The sequence below is a fragment of the Flavobacterium sp. genome (assembly GCF_043780635.1).
Lineage (GTDB): Bacteria > Bacteroidota > Bacteroidia > Flavobacteriales > Flavobacteriaceae > Flavobacterium.
On record NZ_JAYWCK010000022.1, the window covers coordinates 1 to 17435 of the forward strand.

General features: G+C 33.8%; 13 protein-coding genes. 4 read left to right on the top strand and 9 right to left on the bottom strand.

Annotation, left to right across the window (positions count from 1 at the left end; all coding sequences use genetic code 11):
* Nucleotides 1-616 precede the first annotated feature (616 nt).
* Nucleotides 617-3340 (bottom strand): T9SS-dependent M36 family metallopeptidase, encoded by a 2724-nt coding sequence (locus ACH2BV_RS01575; protein ID WP_395048796.1) that lies wholly within the window; start codon nucleotides 3338-3340, stop codon nucleotides 617-619.
* Nucleotides 3341-3542: 202 nt separating this feature from the next.
* Complete coding sequence (locus tag ACH2BV_RS01580) at nucleotides 3543-6332, bottom strand: T9SS type B sorting domain-containing protein (RefSeq protein WP_395048798.1); 2790 nt, start codon at nucleotides 6330-6332, stop codon at nucleotides 3543-3545.
* Nucleotides 6333-6561: 229 nt separating this feature from the next.
* Between ACH2BV_RS01580 and rlmB the strand changes: the two genes are divergently transcribed.
* Nucleotides 6562-7296, top strand: coding sequence for a 23S rRNA (guanosine(2251)-2'-O)-methyltransferase RlmB (rlmB, locus tag ACH2BV_RS01585; protein ID WP_395048799.1), 735 nt, complete (start codon nucleotides 6562-6564; stop codon nucleotides 7294-7296).
* Between the two features lie 54 nt (nucleotides 7297-7350).
* Here rlmB and ACH2BV_RS01590 read toward each other — a convergent pair whose 3' ends face one another.
* Nucleotides 7351-8121, bottom strand: a complete 771-nt coding sequence (locus tag ACH2BV_RS01590; RefSeq protein WP_395048801.1) for a rhomboid family intramembrane serine protease — start codon at nucleotides 8119-8121, stop codon at nucleotides 7351-7353.
* A 225-nt stretch (nucleotides 8122-8346) separates the two neighbouring features.
* Between ACH2BV_RS01590 and ACH2BV_RS01595 the strand changes: the two genes are divergently transcribed.
* The gene (locus ACH2BV_RS01595; RefSeq protein ID WP_395048813.1) at nucleotides 8347-9624 is read left to right on the top strand and encodes a replication-associated recombination protein A; all 1278 of its coding nucleotides are present in this window, start codon (nucleotides 8347-8349) and stop codon (nucleotides 9622-9624) included.
* An 8-nt stretch (nucleotides 9625-9632) separates the two neighbouring features.
* Here ACH2BV_RS01595 and ACH2BV_RS01600 read toward each other — a convergent pair whose 3' ends face one another.
* Genes ACH2BV_RS01600 through ACH2BV_RS01620 form a run of 5 tightly spaced genes read right to left on the bottom strand, consistent with a single transcriptional unit; the run spans nucleotide 9633 to nucleotide 13847 of the window.
* The gene (locus ACH2BV_RS01600; RefSeq protein ID WP_395048802.1) at nucleotides 9633-10424 is read right to left on the bottom strand and encodes a hypothetical protein; all 792 of its coding nucleotides are present in this window, start codon (nucleotides 10422-10424) and stop codon (nucleotides 9633-9635) included.
* Nucleotides 10425-10426: 2 nt separating this feature from the next.
* Nucleotides 10427-11122, bottom strand: coding sequence for a YjjG family noncanonical pyrimidine nucleotidase (locus tag ACH2BV_RS01605; protein ID WP_395048803.1), 696 nt, complete (start codon nucleotides 11120-11122; stop codon nucleotides 10427-10429).
* 2 nt (nucleotides 11123-11124) lie between these two features.
* A complete protein-coding gene (gene radC / locus ACH2BV_RS01610; RefSeq protein WP_395048805.1) occupies nucleotides 11125-11817 on the bottom strand; it encodes a DNA repair protein RadC in 693 nt (230 codons plus the stop codon).
* A 7-nt stretch (nucleotides 11818-11824) separates the two neighbouring features.
* Entirely contained in the window at nucleotides 11825-13180 is a 1356-nt protein-coding gene (gene murC / locus ACH2BV_RS01615) for a UDP-N-acetylmuramate--L-alanine ligase (protein ID WP_395048806.1), read from the bottom strand.
* Between the two features lie 4 nt (nucleotides 13181-13184).
* Nucleotides 13185-13847 (bottom strand): tetratricopeptide repeat protein, encoded by a 663-nt coding sequence (locus ACH2BV_RS01620; protein ID WP_395048807.1) that lies wholly within the window; start codon nucleotides 13845-13847, stop codon nucleotides 13185-13187.
* 120 nt (nucleotides 13848-13967) lie between these two features.
* Between ACH2BV_RS01620 and ACH2BV_RS01625 the strand changes: the two genes are divergently transcribed.
* Both ACH2BV_RS01625 and ACH2BV_RS01630 read left to right on the top strand, forming a co-directional pair.
* Nucleotides 13968-14783: a UDP-2,3-diacylglucosamine diphosphatase gene (locus ACH2BV_RS01625; protein WP_395048808.1), complete on the top strand. Its 816-nt coding sequence runs from the start codon at nucleotides 13968-13970 to the stop codon at nucleotides 14781-14783.
* A 46-nt stretch (nucleotides 14784-14829) separates the two neighbouring features.
* Entirely contained in the window at nucleotides 14830-15828 is a 999-nt protein-coding gene (locus ACH2BV_RS01630) for a glycosyltransferase family protein (RefSeq protein ID WP_395048810.1), read from the top strand.
* 47 nt (nucleotides 15829-15875) lie between these two features.
* Here the strand turns inward: ACH2BV_RS01630 and ACH2BV_RS01635 are convergent.
* Nucleotides 15876-17435: S46 family peptidase (locus ACH2BV_RS01635; RefSeq protein ID WP_395048812.1), on the bottom strand; the 1560-nt coding region annotated here is incomplete at its 5' end.

A 17435-nucleotide genomic window follows, 5' to 3' on the forward strand; every position in this document is an offset into this window, starting at 1 on the left:
AAAGTGCTTGTAACAGGATTTTAAAATCCTGTTACAAGTACTTTTTTATTGTCTGAAAACAACGCTAATCAAAATAAGCAATGTTTTTCAGTGCCCTCGCGCAAGCTGGTGGTTTTTTTTTGGAATCAATCAGGACATAAATATTGTAAATTAGTAAGGCAGAAATAAAATCGTGTAGAAGAAAATTTTAAAATATTCATTGTTGCAATAAAATAACAATTACTAAGATCTTCTTATACAATTTTAGTTATTGTTTTCCTGTCAAAAAAAATCATTACTTGTCAATTCCAACTCTGAAGGAATCTCAACAAACTTCATAACAAGCGAAGATACTACACTAAATGTAGCTTTCTAGTCCACCTAAGTCGAAAAGCTAAGTAATAGAAACACACAAATACATTTAAAATGAGATGTGCTGCTAATCTTTATTTTATAGAAAATTATAAGGAAAACATAATTCGTTCATAGAAAAAGAATGAAAATTGCATTCCCATAATTTAACACTCCCATAAATTAACTCAAAAGACACTATAGAATGCCTGAAAATTAAATGTCCTATTGGCATTTGTATTAACAAATAGCCATTAGGACAATATTATCATTTAACCGAATTAAATTACTTAATAAATAATTTTTCTGTAAAATTAATGGTTTCATTACTCACTTTAATAATATACATTCCTTTTTGCAAATGATTTAAGCTGATTGACTTATCTCCTGATGAATCAGAATTAAAATCTGTATCAGCTGATTTATAAACTATTCTCCCGTTTAGATCAACTATTTGAATGTTTAGTTTACCAACAAAATCATTGGTATGAATATAAATTTGCCCTTTTGGTGAGGGATTAGGATAAATATTAATCTTATCGTCATTATTAAATTGATTCACAGCTAATGTACAGTTAGCGCCAGCAGCTGGCTCTGTAAAATCTTGTACTTGATCGCTAATTCCGGCAATATTTGTAGCACCGCCGCTGTTATCACCTGAGGAAGCATTTACACCCAGTCCTCTCCGAGCAAAAACTTTCCAAATCATGCAATAATCCTGACCGCCAGTTGTGGCCTGATCTGCAGAAATGATAGCATCTCTAGCCTGAATATAGGAAGGATTACAAGGTTGTAACTTCATCGCATCAATAACGAGCCGCATAACTTTATTATTTCCTCCTGTTCCGGTATATATATTAGAACTAAAACCATATTTACCGATATATGCCCAAGTTAAATCCCATAAAGTGGCAGCCCATACTTCTCCAGTATCGTGAGGCTCTACTTTTTCAACGCTATCAACAGGATCAATAAAGGTTTTCCCATTTGTATCCGCAAAAGTTAAAGGATTAATAGTCATATTGGTAGAATACGGATGACTCCTTATTCCACCACCAGTTGTTGGTTGATTGATAGCATAAGTACCAATTCCTTTTGCGGTCTCACCAACATCCCCAGTTTTAATTTGCATCATTAATGCAACCCAATCTGACCATCCTTCTCCCATCTGCTCTGGAGAAGTTAAACAGTTTGGATTAGTTCGTCCACCAGTTAATCTACTGGAAATTCCATGGGCATATTCGTGTGCAATAATTCCATTATCAAAATCGCCATCAGCGTATAAATACAACCCTTGTGGAGTTTCTAATTTAACATTTACAGGGCCATTTGCCATTTCAGCTATAAATGCATCCCCTATTTCTTTGGTTACAAATACCGCTGGAATCGTTATTCCTAAAATTCCTGTGGAACTCATAGATAACCTTGATGGATTGTTAGGAATACTATCCATCATAATAACACCAATGGCTCCTGCATCCTGAGCGTTTTTAACTTTTAAATTAAAATTACAACCTCCCCTTTTTATTAAGGCTATTTTTCCAGCAAGGGCAGCTGCGTTTGTAGGAACTTGACATGCTGAATTATATCCTGGAGGTGTTGGATTGTTTTTGTACAAAACTAAATTCGAAGTAATACCGTTTGGAGAAGCTGGAACCGGAATTTGGTCAGTTCCTTCAAAAACATTTGTTGTTGCTACTTTTGGTCCTGCGATTGAAGCTGGTGAATTTACAGTTATATAATTCGTGGGAGGTGCACCATAAGTCCATAAGTACATCTGTACCCTTGGGCTAGATCCATCAGCTGGAGTAGAAAAATTGGCGTTGTTTAATGTTGGAGTGGCCTGCAAATAACCATCCTGAGAGTCCGCTATCACATAATCTTTTCCAGGTGTGCCTCCTTTTCCATAATTAGAATATTGGAAATTTCCACTAGCTTCATCAAATCCATATTGATACCAAACATCGTGTATAATGTTTACCATATAAAACAAATTTGTTGTAGCAGCAGAAGTATACGTTGTGGGCTGAGCTGTTTGCCCAGGATAAAAGAAATTAAAGTCCAAAGAAGCTCCTCCACTGGGTTGAGTTCCTAATAAATCATCTCCATTAGCATCTTCTTGTGCATAAACATTATTACCTCGAGTAATTGTAATTGTTGTGCCTGAGCCTATTGTATTACTGATATTATGCCATCCATTAGGAGATGCTGTAACATTACTCGGTGAGGCTATAACCTGAAATGGACTATGATTTGGACTTTCGTAATTAAAAGGAATTACAGTATAAGAACCCGCATTAACCTGAACTGGCGAAACAACAGTGTTTGAAATAAAATCTTCTTTAAATTTAAAAGGATAATTAGACGGATAATTATTTTGGTTTGGTTTTCCAAAATTACAACTAACCACCAAATCATGTTTTTCTAATACAACTCCATTAAGTGCATCTATTCTTATACTCCAAAGATGTTTCCGATCAGGCGAATAAAACTCATATGCCCAGGCTAATATTAATTTATTATCTTTTGTAGGTTGGTAGACTAATTTAGCGTTAATAAAATCTTCCTGAATTCCATCATTTAATCTAAACGATTTATCATTTATTGTTTCAACAATAGAAAATTTGGCGGAAGCAGTTATTCCAAGACGAGAATAAGCACTAGCAATAGCTTCCAGAACTGATAAACTAGGAGCAATAGCATTTACCTTCTTATCTATGTTTTTCACAAAATTGTTGCCAATATTAATAACATTTCCGTTTTTCATTGAAATGTTAGATTGAGCATTAAAAATTTCAATTCCCTGATATCTTTGAACGATATAAAAATTGGTGATTTTGGTTCCTGCAGAAGTAACTTCGCTTTCTACAATCCAGTCAGAAACATCTTTGCTTGTCAATCCAAACTTTGTCATATCAGTATTCAGGCGGGATTGAATCTTCTGCTTATTAGTTTGGGAGAATCCAGTCAAACAAAGTAACAAAGCAAATAAAAGTATAGTTCTTTTCATATTCATATATATTTTTACATAAACTTAAAACATTTTTTAAAATAATTATCAAATATTAAAACATTTAACACAGAAAGAATCTTGTAACTTTTTAAAATTAATAAATTAAAAAAAATTAAAGTAGTAATTTACTTAAAATGTTTATGTTATAAGATTTTCTATTATCATAAAAATTTAAAAGGAGTTAGTGTTTTTTTTAAACTTATCGTTTTAAACTAAAATGACCTTTTGCTTCTCTACCGTCTTCTAATTTTACAGTAAACCAATAATCATCTGAAGGCAAGGAAATTCCGTTAAAAGTGCCGTCCCAACCTCTACCAGAAGGTGATACTTGCTTGAGAAGTTTTGCGTATCTGTCAAAAATATAAATGATTGTGTTTTTATAAAAACTAGAATTAATTCCTTTTAAGTTCCAATAATCGTTGATTCCATCGCTATTTGGAGTAAAGAATTTTGGAGCATCGAGTACAGCAATATTTCTCGGGATTTGACCACAACCATTCATATTTTCAATTATCAACTCATGAAAACCACCTGGCACATTTTCGAAAATAGGAGAACTTTGAAATGGAGTTGTCAAGCCGTTTTCATATCTAATCATATATTGATAGCTACTTGGATTCGTAACATCTACTATTACCAGGTTTTCAGTTTGTAAATCTTTAATAATAATGTTATTTATTTTTGCTAAATAGGACAGACTTACAATAGATTTGTGTGTGGCAGTACAACCATATTTATTCTTTACAATAACATTATATTCTCCTTCTTTATGGACAGATATAGATGGAGTTGTCTCGTTTGTTGACCATAAATAGGTAAAATCGCCAGATACTGCTGGAGCTAAAATTCCTGCATCTAATACCACAGAAGGGCTTGTAATTCCCTCGCAAAGTATCTTGTTTTCTAAAGGATTGATTTTTGGAGTTGGTTCCACTACTAAATCAAATTGACCGGTTCCATAACAGCCTTCGCTATTTTCGGCGCGGATAAACAATGTTTTGGGATAGGATTTATATTGACCTTTGATTTCGTTTGTGCCTAGTGCTGCATCGTTTTCATTTGAATAGAAAAACAAGATGACATCTGACGGTAAACTCAATTCAGTTTTTATTGTTATTTTCTTTTGATCTAAATCAAACAAACCCATTCCGTCGCCTAAATCACATTCATGGTAAGGTTTAGGTAGTATCATATTATTTTTATTAGCGTGTAAAACAATCTTTCCTATGCTGTAGCAAGAAGAGTTTGGTTGAAATACTTTTGCATAAACAGTTTCATCCGGAATACTATTTTCATAAATGACAGGAATAGATTGAATATTTTCAGTGTCATTTTCCACTTCGGCAATGCTATGATAATAATTAACGTCAAAATCTTTTTGCCCTAAACATAAGGGTTCATTGGCAAGAGACAAATTAAATATTGACAAGCCGTCTGTAGGAAAAGCATCTTGTGTGTCGCATTGTATTAACTTATACGGTGTTGACAATATTTTAGGTGTTTCATATATCGTAATGGTTTTTTCTACAGGTTCTCTGTTTTCACCATTCACCGTTTTTATCAAGGTCACTTTATAATCGCCTGACGCAAGGTAAGTATGATATGCTTCTTTATCTGTCGATGTAGTTCCATCGCCAAAATCCCAAACAACTGAATCGATTGTTTCGACAGAATTAATAAAAAAATGGGTGGCTTGCCCTAAACAATTAAACTCGTAACTAAAAGTATAAAGAAATAGTGAGGTGATAAATGGTGGTAAGCCTTGTTCTGAACTACCTGTTTTCAAATCAATGGCATTAGGCATATAATTGCAACTAGTCCCATCTAATTCTGGATTATTGATTACTGATATTTTATTGCGTATGAAATCAGTTGCAACATATCCTGCGCGGTAAATCTTTTCATCAATGGCCAATTGTAAAGCTCCTGCTATAAGAGGCGATGTATTTACAATAGTTTTTGAGTTTATTATATTTGCGCTTTTTAGATCAAATTGAATTAATGAACTTTCTAAAATTGTCTCACCATCTGCATTAAATTGATTTACCGTTACATATATCTTTTTTGTTTTGGACGAAAATTCTACGCCATACGGATTTGAATTACTCAACAACATGATTTCATTGCTTGTTTTTCCTGTACTCGAATCGAAATCATATAGCATCACATTACCAGTATTTCTAATAGGATTGCCTTTCGGTCCATTTTCATTTGTTCGCCTTGATGCATTGTTTGCTATAACTACTTTTTTACCGTTTGGAGATGCTTTTAAGTATCCAATTGCATTGGCAAGATATCCACCTATAGGAATATTTAGCGGGGTTGGGGTCTTAACAGGACTTTTGTTGACACCTTGTGTGCTTATTTTAAAAGCATAAAAATTATTTATAAAATGTGTAATTACCCAAAACGAAACGCCATCTCCGTGTTGAACAGCCGTAATCTTTTCAGAACATTTGTATTTAACTTCTTCGCTATCGTTTGGGTTATAAGTGACAAGTGAAACATTCTTTTCAGCAATCACGATGTCTCCAAGACCATTATTTAATCGGATGTCAACTTGGGAATAATTTAACCCATTATTTGGAGGATCTAAGTCATTTAATGGATCGTTATCGGCATTTGCCGGAAGTGGTTGGTCAACTGTAAAAATATAATAAATATATGGATTGTTTGGTTTTGGGACAATTATCGCCGACTGTGTACTTGAATTATGTCCAAGCAATCCTGAGCCATTAGGCATAATTTGATGATTTTTATTGTAAACTATAGTACCATCAGTATAAAAAAGTAAATTACCGTCTTTATCAGAAATAGTGGTGCATCCTTCTTTGGTAACTAATTTGCCATTTGTTAATGTGACAGGACTTCCTGAATTGAAATCAAGTCCTGCATTATTTCCAAAGTACCAAAAAGCCGCTTCTTTTTGAGCAAAAGAAGAAGTTGACAGTATAAGTAGAATGATAATGAATTGGGCTCTAAATTTCATAACTCTCCCGTTAGTTTTATTATTTTATTAAATATAAAATATTTTATTTAAAAATACCCAAATGAGAGTTATAAATAATGATAAAAACTAAATCTTTTATAACCCATTTATTATCCCCGTAAAAAAATAAAATTAATAGTTCTTATATTTTTCATTTTTTGACCATTTACTATTAATAGTCAAAAAAAAACTTTCTTAAAAGATAATTTAGTTTCCATATCTTTGCAAAATGGAAAAAGAACATCTAATATTCGGGATACGAGCAATAATTGAGGCAATACAAGCAGGAAAAGAAGTGGATAAAGTATTTATACAAAAAGAAATATCTGGCGAATTGATGAAGGACTTAATGAAAGTAATGAAGCGTGCCAATGTCAATTTTTCTTATGTACCTATCGAAAAACTGAATCGATTAACTCCGAATAATCATCAAGGTGCCGTAGCTTCTATTTCACCAATCGGGTTTATTGACTTAGAACATTTAGTAGATGCCACTGTAGAATCCGGGAAAGTACCTTTGTTTTTAATTCTGGATCAGATATCGGATGCAAGAAATTTTGGAGCTATTATCAGAACTGCAGAATGTACAGGTGTAAACGGAATTATTGTTCAAAAAGCAGGTTCAGCTCCAGTAAATGGTGACACCGTAAAAACTTCGGCTGGCGCTGTTTTTAATGTGCCTATTTGCAAAGTGGAACACATCAAAGATGCCATTTTCTATCTTCAAGGTTCAGGAATAAAAACCGTTGCTGCGACAGAAAAAACCGATCAAAATATTTATGATGTTGATTTAAAAGAAGGTGTTGCCATCATTATGGGTTCAGAAGATAGAGGAATCAATCCTTCTGTTCTTAAAATTGTAGATGAAAAAGCAAAACTTCCAATGTTCGGGACAATTGGTTCGCTAAATGTTTCTGTAGCTTGTGGTGCTTTTTTATATGAAGCGGTTAGACAGAGAAGTTAATTTTAGATTGCAGATTACAGGTTGCAGATGTCAGAAAGTATAATAAAAAATGAATCAAGATTCTGATTTTGATTCATTTTCTTCGTTTTTAACTATAGTATAATCTACTAAGGAACTTGAGGAAAAATAGGGAGGAAATTCGTCGTCTAATTCAACTATTGGAATGTTGACAAAGTTCCCATTTTCATCAAATCGCTGCATAAACTTATCTTCTTGAGGGTCAAAATCTGGATGTTCCCAATCGTATTTGATAATTTTCGTATATTCTGGTGTCTTGTAAATTATCGAAAGGACAAAACCTGTAATCAATCCAGCCAGATGTCCTTCCCAAGAAATTTTTTCTTCTACTTTCGGGAAAATATACCAAACTAAACCTCCATAAACCACAACTACGGCTAATGACAAGGCTACTAATCGATAATATTTGGTTTGAATTCCTTTGAAAAAGATAAAACTGACCAAAACGTAAATCAAACTACTGGCACCAATATGGTAACTATCTCTACCTATTACCCAAGTTATTAATCCTGAAAGTAATATTCCATAACTAATAACCACCAAAGACTGTCTGGTGTAAAAATACTGTAACGCAGCTAATAAGATCAATAGCGGAATGGAATTATTATACAAATGTTCAATATCAGCGTGGATGAAAGGACTGAAAATAATGCCTTGTAAACCCGATAATGTTCTTGGGTAAATACCATTTTCAACAAAATCAAAATCAAATCGGATTTCCAACCAATAAACAAACCACACGAACAACACAAAAAAAAGTGGAAGTGCAATGACCGAATTAGTATATTTGAAATGATTGTCGTTCATTCTTCGTTTTAGGTGTTGGATTTTAAGTTCTGCTTCAGAAAATACAAATCAAAAATTTAACCAAAAGCAATTTAATGCTATTTTGTCATATTTTAAAAAAAAGAGAATAGAAAATAGATGATAGAATATAGACTGAATAAGTTTGCAAGAATATCATACCATTTGTAACTGCAATATCATAAATTTGTGATTCCTCAAATCTTCAATCTAAAATCTAAAATCACTTTGGAAGCACCATTAGCAGAACGCATACGTCCGCAAAAATTAGAAGATTACATCAGTCAATCCCATTTAGTGGGGCCAAATGGCTCGTTGACGCAACAAATCGCAAAAGGAATTATTCCATCCTTGATTTTCTGGGGACCTCCAGGAACCGGAAAAACAACTTTGGCACAAATTATCGCCCAAGAATCGAAACGACCATTTTATATTTTGAGTGCCATCAACTCGGGCGTGAAAGACATTCGTGACGTAATTGAAAAAGCCAAGCAAAGTGGTGGACTTTTTACCACAAAAAACCCAATTCTATTTATTGACGAGATTCATCGTTTCAGCAAATCACAACAAGATTCTTTATTAGCAGCAGTCGAAAAAGGTTGGATAACGCTGATTGGTGCTACGACCGAAAACCCAAGTTTTGAAGTGATTCCTGCACTATTGTCACGTTGCCAAGTTTATATTTTAAATGCGTTTACCAAAGATGATTTGGAGGCTTTATTGCACCGAGCCCTGAAAACTGATACTTTTTTGGGTACTAAAAATATAAAATTAACCGAAACCGAAGCGCTGTTGAGACTTTCTGGTGGTGATGGACGTAAACTATTAAATATTTTTGAATTAGTCGTAAACGCTTCCGATGAAGACGAAATTGAAATCACAAATGACAGAGTTTTCGAACTCGTGCAACAAAACACAGTTTTGTATGATAAAAGTGGCGAACAGCATTATGACATCGTTTCGGCATTTATAAAATCAATTCGGGGAAGTGATCCAAATGGCGCAGTTTACTGGTTGGCCAGAATGATTGAAGGAGGCGAAGACGTTAAATTTATCGCCAGAAGAATGCTCATTTTATCCAGTGAAGATATTGGAAATGCCAATCCTACGGCTTTCATTATGGCCAACAATACTTTTCAGGCTGTTGCCACCATTGGTTATCCTGAAAGCAGAATTATTTTGAGTCAATGCGCTATTTATTTGGCAACTTCTCCCAAAAGTAATGCTTCCTATTTGGCAATTGGAACCGCCCAACAATTAGTTAAACAAACTGGCGACTTACCTGTTCCTATTCATTTGCGCAATGCGCCAACAAAGTTGATGAAAGAATTGGGTTATGGCGACGAGTACAAATATTCACACGATTTTGCCAATAACTTCGCCGAACAGGAATTTCTTCCGGATGCCATAAAAGAAACAGTTCTTTATAATCCAGGAAACAATTCTAGAGAGAATAGCAACCGTGAATTTTTAAAGAACCGTTGGAAAAACAAATATGGATATTAAATTCTATTTTAGAATTTAACGTCAATTTTTTCTGAAATTAATTTATCGTTTTGGTAATATTCAAAAAACCACTGATTGTCTTTAGAAACCAAAACTCCTTGAAGGCTTTCTTTTGTTGCCATAAAACTGGCAGGATTAGATGTTTTATAAACTTTCATCACAACTTTTGGTTCGCTGTCAATTAATTGATAACCATAAGGCGTGGGTTGAGCATAAAGCGTATTTGAGCTAGTACTTTCTGTTATTTTAGGTTCATTTTTTGCAACTGAAACCGCAACAACTGGAACTGCTACCATCACAGGAGCCGATGTAGTTGGAGTTACAGCAACAGGAACTGATTGTGTATTAATTCCTGTTTTTGGACTAAAATTAGTATTTCCATTGTATTTATAATTCAAGGCATAAACTGAAATAAATGCTTGGTTTAATGCATCAACATAGGCGGTTTCGAACTCTTTTTCTCTGCTTTTCCCAATAACAGACTGAAAAATAATAGCACTATAACAATCTTTTAAAACAATATAAAGTTTTGACACTAAAAAAGCATTTTCCTTTTTTACTTCAACATATAAGAGGCTGCATCTATCGGTGAATTCTGCAGGAATTGTTTCAGTGGCATAAAAAGCCTGAAAACCGGCTTTTTGCAAATCTAATTTAGTAATAGTCTGGAGTCGGTATTGATTTTCAGTTTTTAGAAAGTCATATTTCATTGGAATAATCACTCCTTTGTAATCATTAACAGATTGCGAATAACTGTAGCTCGCAATAAAAAGAATCAGGAACAGGAAATATTTTTTCATAATTATAAGTATTTTTTAAGTTCTAATAAATGGTTAACTTGTTTGATGTTTTCTGCAACTTGCTCTGTACTTTCGGTAAATAAAATGGCGTCTAAACCCGCATCTAAAGCACCTTGAACATCGGCCTCAATGCAATCTCCTATCATAATGCTATTTTCTTTTTTGGCTTTGGCCAAATCTAGTGCATAATCAAAAATAAGTGAATTGGGTTTTTTTACTCCCACCATTTCCGAATTGGTAATGGTTTTAAAATAATGCGAAATATACGAATTGTTCATCTTATTTCCCTGAATTTCAGCAAAACCATTTGTTATAATGTGCAAATTATATTTTGTTTTCAAATAGTCTAAAATTTCAACTGTTCCGTCAAATAAATGATTGTATTTTGGCAAATAATGAATGTATTCTACTGACAATAATTCAACTAAATCATCTGAAACAGTATAATTTATCAAATCAAACGTGTCTTTCAGTCTGCCATAACGCAGTTCTTTTTGAGTAATTTCATCCTTTCTATATTTTTCCCAATACGCTCTATTTATTGGCACATAAAAATGGAGAAATTCAGCCATATCCACTTCTATATCCTGCATTTTAAAAACCGTTTCAAATGCCAAAGCCGAGTTCTTTTCGAAATCCCAAAGCGTGTGGTCTAAATCAAAAAAGACGTCAGTTATATTTGTGTTCCTTGTTTTCATATTTAAAAAATTCCATCGTCATTAAAACTGTAATACCCATTTTCGGTAATAATAATGTGATCCAGCACATTAATGTCCAGGTTTCGACCTGCCTCTTTTAACTTTCTTGTAATTTGTTTGTCTGCATCACTGGGAATCAAAGTTCCCGAAGGATGATTGTGGCATAGTATCAGCCCAGTTGCGCCCAATTCGAGAGCAGCTTTAAAAACTAATCTCACATCAACAATAGTTCCTGTGATTCCTCCCTTTCCTTGTTGAGATTTAGAAAGTACTTTATTCGAATTGTTCAAATACAAAACCCAAAACTCCTCGTGTGGCAATTCACCAATAATAGGTTGCATCAACTCAAAAATCATTTTGCTGGAAGAAATTTTCTTTAATTCTACCGCATCTTCTGCCCTTCTTCGTCTTCCTAATTCCATTGCTGCAATAATCGAAATGGCTTTGGCCTCGCCTATTCCCTTGAAATTCATCAATTGTTGAATGGTCAATTTTCCCAAAGCATTTAAGTTGTTGTCGACACTCGCCAAAATCCTTTTACTCAAACCCACCGCCGATTCGTTTCTGCTTCCAGAACCAATCAAAATAGCTATCAATTCGGCATCACTCAAAGCACTTTTGCCTTTCAGCATTAGTTTTTCGCGTGGTTTGTCGTCTTCGGACCAATTTGTTATGGGGAAATTATTTTGTTCCATTTATAATTTATTTCATCAACTCCTTAACCTCATCGAAATTCAATCCGCCATAATTCCCAGAACTCATTAACAATAATGCAGAGTTTTCGAAATTTTGTTTGAATATAAAATCTTTAAAAGCTGCCGGATTGGTATAAATAATCAAATCTTTTCTGTTGAAGGCTTTCGCGATTTGGTCGTAGGTTACTTCTTCGAGTTGCTTAATTTTTACTGCATCTGGTGAATAGAAAACCACGGCAACATCAGCAAATTCTAACGCCCCTTCATATTCTTTCAGAAATTCGGCATTCAAACTGCTATAGGTATGTAACTCCAGACAAGCCACCAAAGTTCTATTTGGATATTGTTCTTTCACGGCTTTAGTGGTTGCAGATACTTTGCTTGGCGAATGGGCGAAATCTTTGTAAACAACTTTGGTTTTGCTTTCTGCAATTTTTTCCAATCGTTTGGAGGCACCTTTAAAACTGGCAATCGCTTCATAAAAATCGGCTTCATCAACACCCATATTCTGACAAATCCATTTGGCTCCAGCCAAATTATTCAAGTTATGCGCTCCAAAAACCTCGATTGGCATTGCGCCTTCATGAGTTTCAAGAAGAGTAACACCATTTTTCACTTCATATTTTGGAGTTGTATACGGTATTTTTCTAATTGGATTTGTGGCGGCTTCGGCAACGCGCTTCACTTCTGAATCTTCTTCATTATAAACTAAGATTCCGCCATTGGTGATTTTGGCAATGAAAATTTCAAATTGTTCTACATAGAAATCATAGGTTGGAAAAACGTTGATATGATCCCAAGCAATTCCAGAAATTAGGGCAATATTAGGTTGATACAAATGGAATTTTGGTCTTCTATCTATTGGTGACGATAAATATTCATCACCTTCGAGTACGATAAAATCATTTTCTTCGGTAAGGTGAACCATCGTTTCGAAACCTTCTAATTGTGCTCCAACCATATAATCGACTTCAATATTATGAAAGTGCATTACGTGCAAAATCATCGAAGTAATTGTAGTTTTTCCGTGTGAACCACCAATGACCACTCGGGTTTTATTTTTGGATTGTTCGTATAAAAATTCGGGATAGGAATATATTTTAAGTCCTAATTCTTGCGCTTTTAATAACTCTGGATTATCAGCTTTAGCGTGCATTCCGAGAATTATGGCTTCAATATCTAGAGTAATTTTTTCAGGAAACCAACCCAATTCTGGAGGTAAAATTCCTTTTTTATCCAAACGAGTTTTTGATGGTTCAAAAATAGCATCGTCACTTCCCGTAACCTGATAACCTTTGTTATGTAATGCCAAAGCCAAGTTGTGCATCGCACTTCCGCCAATGGCTATAAAATGAGTTCTCATATTTTTAATTCTTTTTTACAGATTTATTCATTTTGTTTTTATACAAATTAGCTAGCATTTGCCCTCCTGTTTTGGTGCTTCCAGCCGCAATTGCTTTTTTATATTGTGTTTCTGCCGATGGATATCTTTCGAAATATTCTTCTATTTGACCTCTGGATAAATAGCCGTCAACAGGCGACAGTTTTAATAATTCATTTGAATATTTTATCGCTTTTGATTCACTTCCACCCACTATTCCTGGCAGTTGAATGTATATCATTACCAAAGCCCAACGCGCTTCGATATGTTTTGGATTAAGTGTTATCGCTTTTTCGAATGACTCTTTCACTTCACCAATCATTCCGAGAGCCTTGAATTTATTGGCTTCTTTGGCTTTCATTCCAAGAACACCTCCGTATTTATAATAATAATTAGCTTCAGAGGGTTTTAGTTGCTTTAGCTTCTTATAATATACAATGGCTTTATCCCAAGATTTATTATGACCAGCAATGTCTCCTAAATATTCAATTGCTTTTAAATTGGAAGGATTTTCTTTAACGAAGTTCTCAAAAACAATTTGCGCTTGTTCGTATTTCCCTTCTCGGAATAATTTCTCCCCTTTTTCAAAATCGGCTTGAGCAAAAATGAGTATAGGTAATAGTAAAAATAGGAATGTTATTTTTTTCATTTTTCAAAAATAAGGAAATTTATAAAAGGAAAGACAGAATTTTAGGTTAAAACAAACCAAATAATAATACAAAAGAAACATTGCCATAACATAGTGCCATTAGTTTTGTAAAAACAAAATATGAAACGAAAACGAAAAATCCCCTTAGTAGTAATTAGTGACGTTCATCTTGGGACTTACGGCTGCCAGGCTAAGGAATTATTACAATATTTAAAGTCAATCCAACCTAAGACTTTGGTTTTAAACGGTGATATTATTGATATGTGGAGTTTCAGCAAACGCTATTTCCCAGTAGCGCATATGGAGGTTCTGAGATACATTATTAAAATGTCGAATTTAGGAACACGTGTTATATACATTACAGGAAATCATGATGAAGCACTAAGAAAATATTCAGATTTCATTTTAGGAAACTTAGAACTGGTAGACAAATTAGTCTTGGATTTGGATGGAAAAAAAACATGGATTTTTCATGGTGATGTTTTTGACTCCTCTACAAAAGGATACGCAAAAATATTGGCAAAGCTAGGCGGAAAAGGATATGATTTATTGATTTTAATAAATAGTTTCATCAATTGGATCTTAGTTGCTCTTGGAAAAGAGAAACGAAGTTTTTCTAAAATGGTTAAAGACAGTGTAAAAAAAGCGGTTTCATTTGTTTCCAATTTTGAAACTACTGCTGCCGAAATTGCGATCCAAAAAAAATACAGTTATGTTGTTTGTGGTCATATTCACAAACCTCAAATGAAGGAAGTTATAAACGAACATGGAAAAGTATTGTATTTGAATAGTGGCGATTGGGTTGAAAACCTTACAGCATTAGAATACAAAAAAGAGAAGTGGAAAATTTACCATTATAAAAAATCTGATTATTTAAGCTCTGAAAACAAAGAAGATATGATTATTAATGACATTGTTGCCAAAATTTTATCCTAAAACAATACTGTAACAACAAAATAACTTTCAATTAATTTAAAAAATAATGAAAATATTTTACGCAATACAAGCTACAGGCAATGGGCATATAAGTAGAGCCATTCAATTATATCCTTATTTACAAAAATTTGGTTCTGTAGATTTCTTTTTGAGTGGAAACAATGCGAGCCTAAATATTGATTTGCCTGTGAAATTTAAAAGTGACGGTTGCAGCCTACATTATAGCAAATGTGGCGGATTAAATTACTGGGATATTGCCAAAAACATTCAACCCATTCAGATGTATAAAGATGCCAAATCCTTGCCTTTGAAAAATTATGATGTGGTCATAAATGATTTTGACTCTATTACTTCACTGGCGTGTAAATTGCAAAAAGTACAATCGGTGCAGTTTGGACATCAAGCCAGTTTTTTTTCGGATGCTACGCCAAGACCTGAAAAAAGAAGCATTATAGGGGAAATGATTCTTAAACATTATGCACCTTCTCCAAAGCATATTGGATTGCATTTTGAAAAATACGATTCCTTTATTTATCCTCCAATTATCAAAGATGAAATAATGCAAGCCGAACCAAAAGATTTAAAACACATTACTGTTTACTTGCCTTCTTTCCAAAAGGACTGTTTGGAAAAAGCATTTAACAAACTTTCCGAACAAGAATTTCATTGGTTTTTGGGAGATGTTAAAATGAAACACACTGTTGGAAACATTACTTATTATCCAGTAAATCAAAAATTATTCAACGAAAGTTTAATCAGTTGTCATGGCATTATTACCGGTGGTGGCTTTGAAACTCCCGCAGAAGCTTTATATCTTGGAAAAAAAATACTCAGCATTCCTATTCGGGATCATTACGAACAAGAATGCAATGCTGCAGCATTGAAGAAAATGGGAGTCCCAGTTGTTAATGAAGTTGGCGACAATTTTGAAGAAATTATAGAAAATTGGTTGAATATTGCTACACAATATCCAACGATGAAAGCCAACAATATTAATGAAACCTTGCAATTTTTGTTTGACACTTATAATGAAACGAATAAGTAAATAAAAAAATACCCATCTCAAAAAAAATAGGAGATGGGTTTTTTACTTTAATTTAAGTTTTCGCTTTCAATCGTCATTTCGTCTACAATGCTTTTTGCACCTGCATATTTGTCGATTATCCAAAGTACATAACGAATATCTACGTTGATTGTTCTTTGCAATTTTTTATCAAAAATAACATCACCAGCTATACCTTCGATGTTGCCATCAAAAGCAATTCCTATCAATTCCCCTTTTCCATTTAGTACCGGTGAACCGGAATTTCCTCCTGTAATATCATTATCGGTCAAGAAATTTACCGGCATATAACCCGCTTTGTCAGCATATTTTCCAAAATCCTTTGCATTATTTAACTCTAATAATCGAGCTGGTAAATCAAATTCTTGGTCTCCGGCTTTATACTTTTTGACCATTCCTGCCATTGTAGTATAATTATTAATAGTTGCATCATTGCGTTTGTCAGCTGGCAAGGCATTTACTTTACCATAAGACAATCTCAATGTTGAATTAGCATCCGGATATTTGATTGTATTTATTTTAGACTCACGCAAACCCTCTACTAAATTGCGGTAGGCCTTCTCAAAATCATTATCTAATTGCAGTTGCTCTTCTGATTTAGCTCTCATTTTTGTGGCTAATTCATTTGAAATAGCATACAAAGGATCAGCACTAATCTGCTCTGGTTTTGGATCCTTCATAAAAGCCAAAACGCCTTCTTTAGATGCAAAAATACTTTTGGAAACTGCATCAGCTACAACAGTGGTAAAATCTCCATTATTCCCTTCTTTCAATTTTAATACTAATGGAGAAAGACCATATTCTGAACCTTTAGATGCATATAGATTTAATTGAGCAATAAAGACATCTTTCTCTAAAGGAGCATAAAATTTTCCATATACATTCTCAATTAATCCGTTTAATTTTGGAAGCATCTCCGCTCTTTTAGCTTCATTTTCCTTAAAATAAGCTATAAGTGCATTTCCCAGAATCGCAGGCGAAGGACCATAAGAAGCAGTTCTCATCAATTGAGAAAGGTAATTATCATGACAAGATTTCAAATTAGTTTTTGCGTAATAATTATTAATTATAGCAATTATACTACCATATTTAGTTTTGTTTTCGGATTTGTTTGCCCACTCATTGAACTTGGTTTCCTCACTAGTTTTAGTTTTAACCGTTCCGGATTTAGTCAATGCATCTATCATTCCTTGACGATTTTTCCAATAATTAGCTGTCGAAGCATACTTTGACGCATATTGCAAACGGACTGTAGCATCTTTATCCATATACACTTTCATTCTGTCCATTCCGGTTTTGGCACCTTCAACCCAAGCAGGATAGGCAAATTTGATGTTTTGTTCAATTCCGCTTGCTGGCATCCATCGATTAGTTCTACCCGGATAACCCAATATCATTGCAAAATCATTCTCTTGAACACCTTTCAAGCTTATTGGTAAATAATATTTTGGTTTCAAAGGCACATTTTCTTTTGAATATTCAGCTGGATTACCGTCTTTATCAGCATAAACTCTAAACATAGAAAAATCTCCTGTGTGACGTGGCCATTCCCAATTGTCGGTGTCTTTACCAAATTTTCCAATACTTTC

What these genes read in the sequence shown, in the direction of transcription:
- ACH2BV_RS01625 (WP_395048808.1), top strand. Translation starts at nt 13,968, where the DNA reads ATGAAACGAAAACGAAAAATCCCCTTAGTAGTAATTAGTGACGTTCAT.
- murC (WP_395048806.1), bottom strand. Translation starts at nt 13,180, where the DNA reads ATGAGAACTCATTTTATAGCCATTGGCGGAAGTGCGATGCACAACTTG.
- ACH2BV_RS01630 (WP_395048810.1), top strand. Translation starts at nt 14,830, where the DNA reads ATGAAAATATTTTACGCAATACAAGCTACAGGCAATGGGCATATAAGT.
- ACH2BV_RS01575 (WP_395048796.1), bottom strand. Translation starts at nt 3,340, where the DNA reads ATGAAAAGAACTATACTTTTATTTGCTTTGTTACTTTGTTTGACTGGA.
- radC (WP_395048805.1), bottom strand. Translation starts at nt 11,817, where the DNA reads ATGGAACAAAATAATTTCCCCATAACAAATTGGTCCGAAGACGACAAA.
- ACH2BV_RS01590 (WP_395048801.1), bottom strand. Translation starts at nt 8,121, where the DNA reads ATGAACGACAATCATTTCAAATATACTAATTCGGTCATTGCACTTCCA.
- ACH2BV_RS01600 (WP_395048802.1), bottom strand. Translation starts at nt 10,424, where the DNA reads ATGAAAAAATATTTCCTGTTCCTGATTCTTTTTATTGCGAGCTACAGT.
- rlmB (WP_395048799.1), top strand. Translation starts at nt 6,562, where the DNA reads ATGGAAAAAGAACATCTAATATTCGGGATACGAGCAATAATTGAGGCA.
- ACH2BV_RS01605 (WP_395048803.1), bottom strand. Translation starts at nt 11,122, where the DNA reads ATGAAAACAAGGAACACAAATATAACTGACGTCTTTTTTGATTTAGAC.
- ACH2BV_RS01580 (WP_395048798.1), bottom strand. Translation starts at nt 6,332, where the DNA reads ATGAAATTTAGAGCCCAATTCATTATCATTCTACTTATACTGTCAACT.
- ACH2BV_RS01620 (WP_395048807.1), bottom strand. Translation starts at nt 13,847, where the DNA reads ATGAAAAAAATAACATTCCTATTTTTACTATTACCTATACTCATTTTT.